Below are 13,734 nucleotides of genomic sequence, written 5' to 3' on the forward strand. Positions count from 1 at the left end.
GCCATGGCGCAAATGACAATGATTCAAGCGATCACTGATGCGTTACGCACAGAACTGAAAAATGACGAAAACGTTCTCGTTTTCGGAGAAGACGTTGGTAAAAACGGCGGCGTATTCCGTGCGACTGAAGGATTGCAAAAAGAGTTTGGTGAGGATCGTGTATTCGATACACCACTTGCTGAATCTGGTATTGGCGGTCTTGCAATTGGCCTTGGACTACAAGAATTCCGCCCAGTAATGGAAATTCAATTCTTCGGATTCGTTTACGAAGTATTAGATTCTGTTTCTGGACAAATGGCTCGTATGCGTTACCGTTCTGGCGGACGCTGGCATTCTCCAGTGACAATCCGTTCTCCATTCGGTGGGGGAGTTCACACACCTGAGCTTCACGCTGACAGCTTAGAAGGTCTTATCGCTCAACAGCCTGGTATCAAGGTGGTCATTCCTTCAACACCTTACGATGCAAAAGGACTATTAATTTCTGCAATCCGCGACAATGATCCGGTTGTATTCCTTGAGCATATGAAACTGTATCGCTCTTTCCGTCAGGAAGTTCCTGAAGAAGAGTACACAATTGAAATCGGTAAAGCTGATGTGAAACGTGAAGGTTCTGACCTTTCAATCATCACTTACGGTGCAATGGTTCACGAATCACTTAAAGCTGCTGAAGAACTTGAAAAAGAAGGCGTTTCTGCTGAAGTAATCGACCTTCGTACAGTAAGCCCGCTTGATATTGAAACAATCATCGCTTCTGTTGAAAAAACAGGTCGTGCGATCGTTGTTCAAGAAGCACAAAAACAAGCTGGTATTGCTGCAAACGTAGTAGCTGAAATCAATGACAGAGCAATCCTTAGCCTAGAAGCACCAGTACTTCGTGTAGCTGCACCTGATACTGTATTTGCTTTCTCTCAAGCTGAGACTGTATGGCTTCCAAACCATAAAGACGTGCTTGAAACAGCTAAGAAAGTTCTTGAATTTTAATTAAATGACTGAGGGGAAAAGAATTTATTTCTCTTCCCCTTTATCAATTACATGACCGTGTAAACATACACAACAAGGATTCAACAAAATCTAGGAGGCGAAAAACAGTGGCATTTGAATTTAAACTTCCGGACATCGGAGAAGGTATCCACGAAGGTGAGATCGTTAAGTGGTTTGTAAAACCAAACGACGAAATTAATGAAGATGATGTTTTAGCAGAGGTACAAAACGATAAAGCAGTTGTAGAAATTCCTTCACCTGTTAAAGGAAAAGTATTAGAATTAAAAGTTGAAGAGGGAACAGTTGCAACTGTAGGACAAACAATCATTACGTTTGATGCACCTGGTTACGAAAATCTTCAATTTAAAGGTAGCGAAGAAGAAGGCGAAGCAAAAACTGAAGCTCAAGTACAAGGTACTGCTGAAGCTGGTAACGAGCCAGAGAAGAAAGAAGTGGCACAAGAAGAAGCGGCAGCAGCAACTGGTGCAGGCGCACAAGAGCAAGTAGATGCTGATCCAAACAAACGCGTTATCGCTATGCCATCTGTACGTAAATATGCGCGTGAAAAAGGCATTGAAATTTACAAAGTTGCAGGTTCTGGTAAAAACGGACGTGTGTTAAAAGAAGATATCGACAGCTTCGTTAATGGTGGTTCTGTAGCTCCAGAAGCAGCGCCTCAAGCAGCTGAAAGTGCGAAAGAAGAATCAGCTCCTAAAGCGGCAGCAGCAGCTCCAGTTCTTGAAGGAGAATTCCCAGAAACTCGCGAGAAAATGAGCGGAATCCGCAAAGCAATCGCGAAAGCAATGGTGAACTCTAAGCATACAGCTCCTCACGTAACATTAATGGATGAAGTGGATGTAACGAACCTTGTTGCTCATCGTAAACAATTCAAACAAGTTGCAGCTGATCAAGGAATCAAGTTAACTTACTTGCCTTACGTTGTAAAAGCTCTTACTTCTGCTTTGAAAAAGTACCCAGTACTTAACACTTCTATCGATGATAAAACAGATGAAGTTGTTCAAAAGCATTACTACAACATCGGAATTGCAGCTGATACTGAAAAAGGCTTGCTCGTTCCAGTTGTGAAAAATGCAGATCGCAAAGCAATTTTTGAAGTGTCTAACGAAATCAACGAGCTTGCAACAAAAGCACGTGATGGTAAATTGGCTCCAGCTGAAATGAAAGGTGCATCTTGCACAATCACAAACATCGGTTCTGCTGGTGGACAATGGTTTACTCCAGTCATCAACCACCCAGAAGTAGCGATCCTTGGTATTGGCCGTATCGCTGAAAAAGCGGTTGTTCGTGATGGCGAAATCGTTGCAGCTCCAGTCTTAGCTCTTTCCCTAAGCTTTGACCACCGTATGATTGACGGAGCTACTGCGCAAAATGCCCTTAACCACATCAAGCGTTTATTGAATGATCCACAATTAATTTTAATGGAGGCGTAATGTCATGGTAGTAGGAGATTTCCCAATCGAAACAGATACTCTTGTCATCGGTGCAGGTCCAGGTGGATATGTAGCTGCTATTCGTGCTGCACAGCTTGGACAAAAAGTAACAATCGTTGAAAAAGGAACACTTGGCGGTGTGTGTCTAAACGTTGGTTGTATTCCTTCAAAAGCATTAATCAATGCTGGCCATCGTTTTGAAAATGCTAAGCATTCTGAAGACATGGGTATCAAAGCTGAAAACGTAACAGTTGATTTCACAAAAGTTCAAGAGTGGAAAGCTTCTGTTGTAAACAAATTAACAGGTGGAGTTCAAGGTCTTCTTAAAGGAAATAAAGTAGACATCGTTAAAGGTGAAGCTTATTTCGTAGACAGCAACTCTGTACGTGTAATGGATGAAAATTCAGCACAGACGTACACTTTCAAAAATGCAATTCTTGCAACTGGATCTCGTCCAATTGAATTGCCTACTTTTAAATACACAGACCGCGTGATCAACTCAACCGGTGCTTTAGCGCTTAAAGAAGTACCTAAGAAGTTAGTTGTGATCGGTGGTGGATATATCGGTACTGAGCTTGGTACTGCTTATGCAAACTTTGGAACAGAAGTTGTCATCCTTGAAGGTGGAGACGAAATCCTTCCAGGTTTCGAAAAGCAAATGAGCTCATTGGTTAAACGTAACCTGAAGAAAAAAGGAAACGTTGAAATCCATACAAACGCTCTTGCAAAAGGCGTTGAAGAAAAATCTGATGGTGTCACTGTTACTTTCGAAGTAAAAGGTGAAGAAAAAACAGTTGATGCTGATTACGTACTTGTGACTGTTGGTCGTCGTCCAAACACAGATGAGCTTGGTCTTGAGCAAGTTGGTGTTGAATTGACTGATCGTGGAGTTGTCAAAACAGACAAACAATGCCGTACAAGCGTATCTAACATCTATGCAATTGGTGACATCGTTGATGGACCACCACTTGCACACAAAGCTTCTTACGAAGGTAAAATTGCAGCTGAAGCAATCGCTGGAGAGCCAGCTGAAATTGATTACCTTGGTATTCCTGCTGTTGTATTCTCTGAGCCAGAACTTGCAACTGTTGGATACACTGAAGCAGAAGCAAAAGAAGAAGGAATCGACATCGTTGCAGCGAAATTCCCATTCGCAGCAAACGGACGTGCACTTTCTCTTGATGCAACTGATGGCTTCATGAAGATGATCACTCGTAAAGAGGATGGTCTTGTGATCGGTGCACAAATCGCAGGTGTTGGCGCTTCTGATATGATTTCAGAGCTTAGCCTTGCAATCGAAGCTGGAGTGACTGCTGAAGATATCGCAATGACAATTCACGCTCACCCAACTTTAGGTGAAATTACAATGGAAACGGCTGAAGTAGCAATTGGAAGCCCAATCCATATCGTAAAATAATGATCTTATTAAACCCCTCTCCTTATTGGAGAGGGGTTTTTTGAGCACTGCATGAGAAAAGCCCCTCATTTCATGAGGGGCATCAGCGTGTAGACAAACCCTCGCATTCGTTGTCAGTCCTGCGTGCTGGTGCTCACGAATGTCAAATTCGCTCCGCGCCAGTACTCGTCCTTCCTAGACTTCAAAGGTTTTCTATCACGCTGAAAAGGAGACAAAGTGCTAAAATCAAGATCATTTTAGCACTTTGTCAACAATATGAAGCCCCTCATTTCATGAGGGGCTTTTTCATATGGATAAATAAGTGCAAGGAGAGGTCATTAATTTGTATTCACGCGGTCTAAAGCGTGGCATAAGGGCGATAAAATATCCTCTTTACTATTGACATTTCCTTCAACCTTCACTATGACTTTTTCATTATTTACAAGTAAAATAGCCGGCAATTCGTCTACTTCATTTTTCCAGCCTTTAAGATCTTCTTTCACAATCATTTTTGACATTTCCTTCGGGTATTCATTCTTTAAATCGAGGACTGCATCATAATAAGGACTTTCTTTATCAAGATTTTCTGCATCTGTAAAAAAGAGAATTCTTGGTTTTTGAATATGACTGACTTGGTCTGTCTGATTCGGTATGATATACGCAAATGAGCATGAACTAAGTACAAAGAGCATGGGGAATATAATGAGAAGTGTCCTCATAAAATTCAATCTATTCACCTCAAAATCCTTTGGGGTTGTCCCAACATTTTTAGGAGCTGGTTACCTGTTAGTCACTCTAGTGTATCATGTCCTTTTTGACAATTTTCGATTGTTACCCAATTGTTACAGAATTGATATGAAGCAAAATACAATTGAAACGTTCCCTCAATATGATGAAAAAACAGCACATATTCATAAAAAATAATTAAATGTGTCATACAATTAACCGTTGACAACTTAAATGTGACATCATATTATAGAAGTATGAAATAGATTAAACGCTTTCAAATATTGAATGAAGAAAAGGGGAATGTACGTGGGTACAATTATTTGTCAAGATTGCAATGAGACCATTGATCAATTTGAAAATGAAAAAGTGACAACTCTCTACGGAACGTGTGGTCACTGTCATTGCTGTGATGAAGCCTCTGAATAAATAAAAAAGCATGCAGCTCCATTTGGGGCTGCATGTTTCTTTTTTATAAAATTGGTTTTTGCTCTTTAATGACGCGGATCATTTCGAGCGTTGAATCTTCAGGTCCTTGGACAGGAAGACCAATTTCAATGTTTTTAAAGACATAAGAGATATTTTCTTCTGTGATAATCTCTCCTGGTATAAAAATAGGTATGCCTGGCGGGTATACCATGACAAACTCTGCGGTGATGCGGCCCGCTGCTTTTTTAAATGGGACCACTTCAGTTGTGGCGTAAAAGGCATCACGCGGCGTCATGGCAAGCGATGGAATCTCAGGAAGCAGGACTTCAGTTACCGCTTGTGTGCCGCTCTCACTTGTAGAGGTTGCGGCAATGTCTTTCATAGCTGTGATCAGCGCATCGATTGTTTCATCAGAATCACCAGGGGTCACAATACATAAAATGTTGTAAAGGTCAGAGAGCTCCACTTCAATCCGGTAGCTTTCTCTCAACCATTTTTCGACATCATGGCCATTGAGCCCAAGGTCTTTAATTGAAATAATTAATTTCGTTGGGTCATAATCGTACGTAGAAGCTGAACCGAGAATTTCCTTGCCAATACACGTAATGCCATCAATTTGATTCAAACGGTTTCTCGCTGAATCCGCTAAACGGATGGCTTCATCTGCTAGTGCCTTTCCTTCAGTGGCTAATCGTTTTCGAGCGACATCAAGTGACGCCAAGAGCAAATAAGATGTAGACGTTGTCGTCAACATACTCAAAATCGACTGCACGCGATCTTTTGAGATAAGCCCTTCCTTCATATTTAAAATAGAGCTCTGAGTAAGGGAGCCGCCAAGCTTATGGACACTTGTTGCAGCCATGTCGGCACCTGCTTGCATGGCTGATAGTGGGAGCTTATCGTGAAAATGAATATGCACGCCGTGCGCCTCATCGACAAGGACAGGCACATCAAATGAATGGGCAATGTCTACAATCGATTTTAAGTCTGCTGAAACGCCGAAATACGTCGGATTAATCACAAGTAGACCTTTTGCATCTGGATGCTCTGTGAGTGCCTTTTTCGCTGATTCTGGTGTAATACCGTGAGAGATGCCAAGCTCTTTGTCTATTTCTGGGTGAATAAAAACAGGAACTGCGCCAGAAAATACAATCGCGGACATAATCGATTTATGGACGTTACGCGGAACGATGATTTTATCCCCAGGTCCGCATACGGTCATCACCATTGTCATGATGGCGCCGCTTGTACCTTGAATACAGAAAAACGTATGGTCAGCACCGAAGGCTTCAGCAGCTAAATCTTGTGCTTCTTTTATCATTCCTCGAGGTGAGTGTAAATCATCAAGAGGTTCTATATTAATGAGATCAATGCTTAATGCATTGTCGCCAATGAATGATCTAAATTCAGGGTCCATTCCGGCTCCTTTTTTATGGCCAGGAATGTGAAATTGGACTGGATTGGTTGCTGCGTGTTTTTTTAGTCCAGTGTATAAGGGTGTATCATGTTGTGACAATTGCTTTCCCACCTTCATCGAAATACCTGCTATTATTGTGCCAATAACGACAGATTTCATTGCATAAAACAAAAGAATTATATTATGAACTGATCGGAATGTAAAGCATAAAATCAATCGGTTTCTGATCGAACAGATGCTATAATAAAAGTTCAAATAAGAAATGAGTGTTAAAGTGAGGGACAAGTAAATGGAATATCAATATCCAATGGACGTTGACTGGACGACAGAGGAAAAGATTGCGGTTATTTCGTTTTTTCAAGCTGTTGAAAAAGCCTATGAAAAAGGAATAGCGAAGCAGGAGTTATTAGATACTTATAAACGATTTAAAGAGATTGTGCCATCAAAAGCAGAAGAAAAGACGCATTGTGCAGCGTTTGAAAAAGAAAGCGGGTATTCTCCTTATCGTACAGTGAAAACGGCAAGAGAAGCAGAAGAGTCCGCCATTATACGTATGTAAGAAAAAACGAGCCTGTATGGGCTCGTTTTTTTATACAGATTGTTTTTGTGTAAAGCGGTATAGATATGTTACCGTGCGGAAGGCTTCTTCAATTTTTGATAAGAATTCTTCATTATTCATTTGAACGACTTCTTCTCTAGGCAGCTGAATGCCGCAAAGGAGCTCGGCTTTCTTCACCGTTTGGACACGTTCAAACAGTGTTTTCAGCTGTTCTGCATCGAGCTCGCTGTGACGCATGACATCTGGTTTCATATGATCTTTAGACCAAACAAAATTTTGCGGTATTTTCTTCTGAATGGCATCTAGTTCTTTTTCGAATAACTGACCATATTCGCCTTTTACAGGAGATTCATAAATAAGAGCAAACCATACAAAGACATGTGTTTTCCAAAGCCCAATTTGAAAATGAGGGAGTTTTTTGTACCCACGCTTGCTGTTTGCAAAAGCAACCCACGTATCATTTGGCGGATTGACTGATCTTCTAGCATGCTTTGCGACGTGTACAAACATTTCGTCTCCTGTAATAGAAGAAAGAAGTGGTGCAAAGTGTTCGCCAAGTGCCTCAAGCTTTGGACGGACTCTTTCTTTTAATATGGTCATTCGTTCATCTAAACCGTCAACTGTAAATGTCTCAAAATCTTCATCTCTAAAACGCATTTCACTCATCGTATGCCTCCTGTATTCTTTCGCTGATCATATTTTATCATAGCTTGGGTTAAGCTCAAAAAAAGATGCACCATCAGATCAAAGATTGTAGAGGAGGTAGGGCAGCGTTTAAAAACAACGATTTTGTGGTACATAACAAATAGGTAAAGACACAATTTTCAGAATGTCGTTGCGGTTATGCGATCGCTTCATACGATATAAGCAAGAACCAATTCTCTTATCGATTGAATTTTTTATCATTGAAAACTGACATGGAATGAATCATTCTCTGGAAGGGGCGTTGACCAAATGAAGCAAATCGTGAAGCAGGGGTATAGACAGGAGAAGAAGAATCGCATCGCTGTGTGGAGATTAGAGGTGGACTATGAGCTTTCTACGCTTCATGAAGCCATCGAGCAAAAAGATGACATCCAAATCGAACGCAGCAAACGAAAGCTTGAGCGCCTAAGAAAAGAATGGGAGCAGCTTAAAGGGTAAAACAAGGTGAGGTAAAAACGAACCAATTCATCGGTTCGTTTTTGTATGAAGCTGCTTTTTTCTTGCTTTTACGTACATAATATCAGTATGCTATTACAAATAGGTATTACATAGAAAAGAGGTTTACAGTCTGATGACAAACTGGGTGGAAATTGACCGTCTTGCAAAGCTTTGGGTAAAAGAAGCAGGAAGCCGTATTAAAGCGTCCATGCAGGGTGGTCTATCAATTGAAACAAAATCAAATCCAAATGATCTTGTCACAAATATCGATAAAGAAACAGAACGTTTTTTTATTGAAAAGATACAATCGACATTTTTAGATCATCATATTTTAGGTGAAGAAGGACAAGGGGAAGAGGTGACCTCACTGGATGGGGTCGTGTGGATCATTGATCCAATCGATGGCACAATGAACTTTGTCCATCAAAAACGAAACTTTGCCATTTCAATCGGGATATTTGAAAATGGCGTTGGGAAAATCGGTCTCATTTATGACGTCATTCATGACGAGCTTTACCATGCGATCAAAGGAGAAGGGGCTTATATGAATGATACCCTACTTCCTCCATTACAAGATGTAGCGATTGAAAAAGCCATCGTTGGCATTAACCCGACCTGGGCGATTGAAAGCCCTTATTTTGATGCGAAACCATTCGCCCGCCTTGTGCGTGATGTGAGAGGGACGAGAACGATTGGATCAGCTGCCTTGGAGCTCGCTTATATCGCAAGCGGCAGAAGTGACGCATACGTCACGTTAAGGCTTGCGCCGTGGGATTATGCAGCAGGCTGTGTGCTACTTGATGAAGTAGGGGCAGTCTACTCAAATATACACGGAGAACGCCTAACGTTCCTGGACAAAAACAGCATTGTCGCTGGAAATCGATCCGTTTGTGAAAAAATCTTGCATGATTACATAAAAGGCAGTGGAAATAAAAAATAAACCAAATCACTTCATGAGAATGAAGTGATTTTTTGTGTTTGATGAAACTTTTTAATGAAGCACAACTGGCTATCGATATGAAAAAGCCAGATGATCATTCTTTATTGGCTGAATTAAAAAACCCCCATCTGGGCGATCCAGGTGGGGGTTTCGAGCTTAGCTTAATTTTTCTTTAGCAATTTGGATTGCATCATATACTGATTTTAATTGCTCTTGAGGAATTTTTTTCAGCATTTGGTTGAAAACAAGTAATTCAGTAGAGCTGAATCCAATACCTTTAGCGATTTTTGAATCAATGACAACATTACCTTTTTTGTCTAAAACAAGTGCATCACCAGCAAGATCAGCAATTCTGATCACTGATTTCAACAGCTTTTCAAATTTAGCTGCTTCTTCTTTTGTAAGACCAAGTTCAACAGCTTTCGCTGCATCAAAAACCAATTTTCCTTTTTCGTTTTTAGTGATGCTTTCACTGAAAACGATTGTCAGAACAGCTGCGCGATCTAAGAATTTCTCAGCAGTTGCCGCTTCTTCTTCAGTTAGTCCAAGCTCAACAGCTTTTTTCACATCAAATGTGTAGTTGTTGTCTTCCTCAACAAATGAGTTGATGAGAATGTTGATGACACGCTCGTTTTTCTCCAATAATTCTTTAATGACTTGCTGCTGCTCGAAAGGAATCCCTTTGAACGTTGCAGCGTTTGCTTGCCCAGGAGCTACTGTTGTGAAAGTAAGAATAATAGCTAAAGCGAAAAATACAACAGAGCTGAGCGATTTGCTCAAAATCTTCTTCATGCTTCTTTTCTCTCCCTTTTCTGTTAAATTTTGTTGCAAGTACAGCATATCACGAGAAACTTTGTGGAAGAATAGGAAAATTGTAACTTTATGTTTGATTTTGGAGAACTATAAACCTTATTGTCGAAAAATGGAGAGGTTCAGATGACTTACTTTTGCCAAGTCTAAATGATACGTTCTGTCTTTATACCCGACCTTTCATAGGTGATTGGTCTTGTTTTTATCAAAAATAAAAGCCTTCTACATATAGAATGTAAAAGGCTTTTGAGAAATTTTATGATTGCACGTTTAATTTTCTTTTTAATGTAAATCCTGTACCCATGAAAATCATGGCAAACACAATACTTAGACAAATACCCAGCACGTTTTTTTCTGCAAGAGTTACCCCAATAAAAGCCATACTGACAACCGCAAGTAATGCACATAATAATAGAAGCCATTTGATTTGTTTCATTTTTCTCCATCCCTTTTTTTAGAGTTAATATAAGTTTACAGAAAAACGATCGGCATTTAAAGGGGATTGTGATATAATATGAAAGTTATCTAATTATTTTAGGAGATGAAAATGTGAAACTTCGAAAAGATCTTCGCAACATCGCAATTATTGCCCACGTTGACCATGGTAAAACGACGCTTGTTGACCAATTGCTCCATCAAGCTGGTACTTTCCGTGCGAATGAAAATATCGCTGAGAGAGCCATGGATTCAAATGATTTAGAGCGAGAGCGCGGTATTACGATTTTAGCTAAAAATACTGCGATCCATTATAAAGATACACGCATTAATATTTTAGATACACCAGGACACGCCGATTTCGGTGGTGAGGTTGAGCGTATCATGAAAATGGTAGATGGTGTACTTCTCGTTGTGGATGCTTATGAAGGCTGTATGCCTCAAACACGCTTTGTGCTGAAAAAAGCACTTGAGCAAAACTTAACACCAATCGTTGTTGTCAACAAAATTGACCGCGACTTTGCTCGTCCGGCTGAAGTAGTCGATGAAGTCATTGACTTGTTCATTGAATTGGATGCAACAGAAGAACAGCTTGAATTCCCAGTTGTCTATGCATCAGCAATCAATGGTACAGCAAGTAACGATGCGAGCAAACAAGATGAAAACATGGAATCTTTGTTTGAAGCCATTGTTAACCATATCCCTTGCCCAGTTGATAACCATGAAGAGCCGCTTCAATTCCAAGTGGCGCTACTTGATTACAATGATTATGTTGGAAGAATTGGGATCGGCCGTGTATTTAGAGGAACAATGCAAGTAGGACAGCAAGTAGCCTTAATGAAAGTTGACGGCAGTGTGAAACAATTCCGTGTGACGAAGATTTTTGGTTTCCAAGGGTTAAAACGAGTGGAAATCAACGAAGCGAAAGCTGGAGATCTTGTTGCTGTATCTGGAATGGAAGACATCAACGTAGGTGAAACGGTTTGTCCTGTTGAACATCAAGAGGCTTTGCCAATCCTTCGTATTGATGAGCCGACACTTCAAATGACGTTTGTTGTGAACAACAGCCCATTTGCAGGCCGTGAAGGAAAATACGTAACATCACGTAAAATTGAAGAGCGCCTAGAGCAGCAGCTTCAAACAGACGTTAGTCTTCGTGTTGATCCAACTGATTCACCGGATGCTTGGGTGGTATCTGGACGCGGAGAGCTTCACTTATCCATTCTTATTGAGAATATGAGACGTGAAGGTTTTGAATTACAAGTATCGAAGCCAGAAGTTATTGTAAAAGAAGTTGACGGTGTTCGATGTGAGCCTGTTGAACGCGTTCAAATTGATGTACCAGAAGAGCACACTGGCTCTATCATGGAATCAATGGGCGCACGAAAAGGTGAAATGATTGACATGATCAATAATGGTAATGGTCAAGTTCGCCTGATCTTTACAGTGCCATCACGTGGTTTAATCGGATATACAACTGAATTTCTTTCATTAACTCGTGGTTTTGGTATTTTGAACCATACGTTTGACAGCTACCAGCCAATGCAGTCTGGTCAAGTCGGCGGACGTCGTCAAGGTGTACTTGTTTCAATGGAAACAGGTAAAGCGACTGCTTACGGAATCCAAGGCGTTGAAGAGCGCGGTGTGATCTTCGTTGAGCCGGGTGTTGAAGTATACCAAGGAATGATTGTTGGTGAGCATAACCGTGAGAACGATCTTGTTGTCAACGTAAGCCGTATGAAACAACAAACAAATGTGCGTTCAGCGACGAAAGATCAAACGGTGAGCATGAAAAAACCACGTATTATGTCACTTGAGGAATCTCTTGAGTACTTGAACGAGGACGAATACTGTGAAGTTACACCTGAATCAATTCGTTTAAGAAAGAAAATTTTAGATAAAAACGAACGTGAGAAAGCAGCGAAGAAGAAAAAGATAGCAGGATTATCGTAATTCCATGAAGAATTAAAAAGATAGAACCCTGAAAGATAAGGGGAGGGAATCTTTTTGAATGAACAGGAAGTAAGTGAAAATCTATCCTTTTTCGCGATGCTGTTTCGTGTCGATGAAAATCCGCAAACAGGGATGTGGCTCCTATATGGCACCATCCTTGTTTTAGCAATTATTGTTTTTAAGCTCGGCTTTGCTAGACGTTTACCGATTTTAAAAGCGCTCGTGATTTACTTGTTTTTGATTTTTGGCTGCACGTTTCTCACATTTCTAGGAATCTTCCTGCCAGTAGCGGAAGGTCTAGTCGTGGCAGCTGCCATTTTGATTATTTATAAAATCAGGCTGCATCGTGCGAAAAAAGAAGGAACAGTGAATACGTAAAAAAAGACCTGAACTTGTGTCAGGTCTTTTTTTATGTCTTTTGTTCTTTTTTTCCTTTTTTCTTCTTTTTCTCTTTCGTCGCAGGATCTTGATAAAGAGAGAATCTGCCAGTCTTGATGCGTGCTTCTGTCTTTACTTTAATACGTTCCTGACAGTCATCGCACATATATGTATGAATCGGTCGATTTCTTAACCGCTTAGCAACGAGTGTATCATCATCAATGGTTTCAAGCTTCTCACATAATGAGCACTTCACTCTCATCCTTTTCACCTCACTTATTGCATTTATTATAGCATGTTTTCCAGCTACTTAAAATCAGCGTAGAAAACGGCTTATATCACAGGAGATATAAGCCGTTCTCTTTATTTCTTCTGATTCATATGATGGTTTGATTGATCGTTTTGATGTTCGTCTAATCTCTTTTGATCATTTTGTTTGAGCTGATCATTCGGTTCATTTGTTGGATCTGTTTCGCGGCGATCAATTTCATTTCTCGGCATCTCTGGCATTACGCGGCCGACAATGGCGGCTAGTTCATCCATAATCCCGCTGACAGGACGGCCTGCTTGTATTTCTTTACCCATTTCTTTTAACCGGCTGACTGTATCCGGATCAGCGACAACAACAGCATTCGCACCTTCTGGATCATTTTTCAGCGCTTTTGCAACTGAATATTTAATGGTTTCTACTTTGCTTCTATCTAAATCATCTTTTACATCAATACCAACAACAGCATAGCGGCCGATGACGACTGCCGTTGCATCATTAACATCTGCTACGTGCTCTGTCACTTTGACAAGATGCTGCGCCACATCTGTGGAAGACCTAGCTTGATTGGTCTGTTTCTTAGTGGAGTCTGACACTCTTACTACGTGCTGGCGTCCATCTTGCTTGTCCAGTGCTTCACTCTTTTCCTGCTGCTGGCAAGCGCCTAACAGCATGATGGCTTGAATCATGAATAATGTCAAAAATAGTCGCATCTGTATTCCCTCCTTCACAAACTGCATGATTTATTTTATTGTTGAATTAACCTTCTAACTTTATTCATGAAAACATATATTTTAACAATCGTTTTGGGAAAGACAAGGATGAATGAAACCCCGATCAGGAGGCGA

The 13,734-nt window shown here is 40.7% G+C and carries 16 protein-coding genes; 9 read left to right on the plus strand and 7 right to left on the minus strand.

The features are described from left to right. Positions 1 to 3 precede the first annotated feature (3 nt). From pdhB to lpdA, 3 genes are all read left to right on the plus strand, one after another. Positions 4 to 981, plus strand: a complete 978-nt coding sequence (gene pdhB / locus MHI35_RS06935) for a pyruvate dehydrogenase complex E1 component subunit beta (RefSeq protein ID WP_003211433.1) — start codon at positions 4 to 6, stop codon at positions 979 to 981. Positions 982 to 1,088: 107 nt separating this feature from the next. Continuing rightward, positions 1,089 to 2,432, plus strand: a complete 1,344-nt coding sequence (locus MHI35_RS06940) for a dihydrolipoamide acetyltransferase family protein (RefSeq protein ID WP_335349104.1) — start codon at positions 1,089 to 1,091, stop codon at positions 2,430 to 2,432. A gap of 4 nt (positions 2,433 to 2,436) precedes the next feature. Then, a complete protein-coding gene (gene lpdA, locus MHI35_RS06945) occupies positions 2,437 to 3,849 on the plus strand; it encodes a dihydrolipoyl dehydrogenase (protein ID WP_003211097.1) in 1,413 nt (470 codons plus the stop codon). A gap of 317 nt (positions 3,850 to 4,166) precedes the next feature. Here lpdA and MHI35_RS06950 read toward each other — a convergent pair whose 3' ends face one another. After that, positions 4,167 to 4,547, minus strand: a complete 381-nt coding sequence (locus tag MHI35_RS06950; RefSeq protein ID WP_249407426.1) for a hypothetical protein — start codon at positions 4,545 to 4,547, stop codon at positions 4,167 to 4,169. A 316-nt stretch (positions 4,548 to 4,863) separates the two neighbouring features. On the opposite strand from MHI35_RS06950, the gene MHI35_RS06955 reads away from it, so the two are divergent. Then, a complete protein-coding gene (locus tag MHI35_RS06955; protein ID WP_003212464.1) occupies positions 4,864 to 4,983 on the plus strand; it encodes a GapA-binding peptide SR1P in 120 nt (39 codons plus the stop codon). Between the two features lie 43 nt (positions 4,984 to 5,026). On the opposite strand, the gene MHI35_RS06960 is transcribed toward MHI35_RS06955, so the two are convergent. Next, entirely contained in the window at positions 5,027 to 6,499 is a 1,473-nt protein-coding gene (locus tag MHI35_RS06960; RefSeq protein WP_144523196.1) for an aminotransferase class I/II-fold pyridoxal phosphate-dependent enzyme, read from the minus strand. Between the two features lie 190 nt (positions 6,500 to 6,689). Between MHI35_RS06960 and MHI35_RS06965 the strand changes: the two genes are divergently transcribed. After that, positions 6,690 to 6,959: a UPF0223 family protein gene (locus tag MHI35_RS06965; protein ID WP_050945118.1), complete on the plus strand. Its 270-nt coding sequence runs from the start codon at positions 6,690 to 6,692 to the stop codon at positions 6,957 to 6,959. A gap of 30 nt (positions 6,960 to 6,989) precedes the next feature. On the opposite strand, the gene MHI35_RS06970 is transcribed toward MHI35_RS06965, so the two are convergent. Continuing rightward, positions 6,990 to 7,625: a DUF1054 domain-containing protein gene (locus tag MHI35_RS06970; RefSeq protein WP_335349105.1), complete on the minus strand. Its 636-nt coding sequence runs from the start codon at positions 7,623 to 7,625 to the stop codon at positions 6,990 to 6,992. Between the two features lie 288 nt (positions 7,626 to 7,913). Between MHI35_RS06970 and MHI35_RS06975 the strand changes: the two genes are divergently transcribed. Together MHI35_RS06975 and MHI35_RS06980 are read left to right on the plus strand one after the other, a co-directional pair. Beyond that, positions 7,914 to 8,102, plus strand: coding sequence for a hypothetical protein (locus MHI35_RS06975; RefSeq protein ID WP_003211901.1), 189 nt, complete (start codon positions 7,914 to 7,916; stop codon positions 8,100 to 8,102). A gap of 133 nt (positions 8,103 to 8,235) precedes the next feature. Next, the gene (locus tag MHI35_RS06980; RefSeq protein WP_335349106.1) at positions 8,236 to 9,042 is read left to right on the plus strand and encodes an inositol monophosphatase family protein; all 807 of its coding nucleotides are present in this window, start codon (positions 8,236 to 8,238) and stop codon (positions 9,040 to 9,042) included. Positions 9,043 to 9,198: 156 nt separating this feature from the next. Here the strand turns inward: MHI35_RS06980 and MHI35_RS06985 are convergent, their stop codons facing one another. Both MHI35_RS06985 and MHI35_RS06990 read right to left on the minus strand, forming a co-directional pair. Continuing rightward, a complete protein-coding gene (locus MHI35_RS06985) occupies positions 9,199 to 9,834 on the minus strand; it encodes a hypothetical protein (RefSeq protein WP_211063892.1) in 636 nt (211 codons plus the stop codon). A gap of 274 nt (positions 9,835 to 10,108) precedes the next feature. After that, on the minus strand, positions 10,109 to 10,288 hold the full coding sequence (locus tag MHI35_RS06990) for a DUF5325 family protein (protein WP_003211596.1): 180 nt from the start codon (positions 10,286 to 10,288) through the stop codon (positions 10,109 to 10,111). A 113-nt stretch (positions 10,289 to 10,401) separates the two neighbouring features. Between MHI35_RS06990 and typA the strand changes: the two genes are divergently transcribed. Together typA and MHI35_RS07000 are read left to right on the plus strand one after the other, a co-directional pair. After that, positions 10,402 to 12,240: a translational GTPase TypA gene (gene typA, locus MHI35_RS06995; protein WP_144523533.1), complete on the plus strand. Its 1,839-nt coding sequence runs from the start codon at positions 10,402 to 10,404 to the stop codon at positions 12,238 to 12,240. A 96-nt stretch (positions 12,241 to 12,336) separates the two neighbouring features. Beyond that, entirely contained in the window at positions 12,337 to 12,618 is a 282-nt protein-coding gene (locus tag MHI35_RS07000; RefSeq protein ID WP_044334035.1) for a YlaH-like family protein, read from the plus strand. Positions 12,619 to 12,649: 31 nt separating this feature from the next. On the opposite strand, the gene MHI35_RS07005 is transcribed toward MHI35_RS07000, so the two are convergent. Together MHI35_RS07005 and MHI35_RS07010 are read right to left on the minus strand one after the other, a co-directional pair. Further along, entirely contained in the window at positions 12,650 to 12,880 is a 231-nt protein-coding gene (locus MHI35_RS07005) for a YlaI family protein (RefSeq protein ID WP_012009835.1), read from the minus strand. Positions 12,881 to 12,981: 101 nt separating this feature from the next. Continuing rightward, on the minus strand, positions 12,982 to 13,599 hold the full coding sequence (locus tag MHI35_RS07010; RefSeq protein WP_335349107.1) for a YhcN/YlaJ family sporulation lipoprotein: 618 nt from the start codon (positions 13,597 to 13,599) through the stop codon (positions 12,982 to 12,984). Between the last annotated feature and the right edge of the window lie 135 nt (positions 13,600 to 13,734).

The sequence above is a fragment of the Bacillus sp. FSL K6-3459 genome (genome assembly GCF_038003305.1).
Lineage (GTDB): Bacteria > Bacillota > Bacilli > Bacillales > Bacillaceae > Bacillus > Bacillus pumilus_O.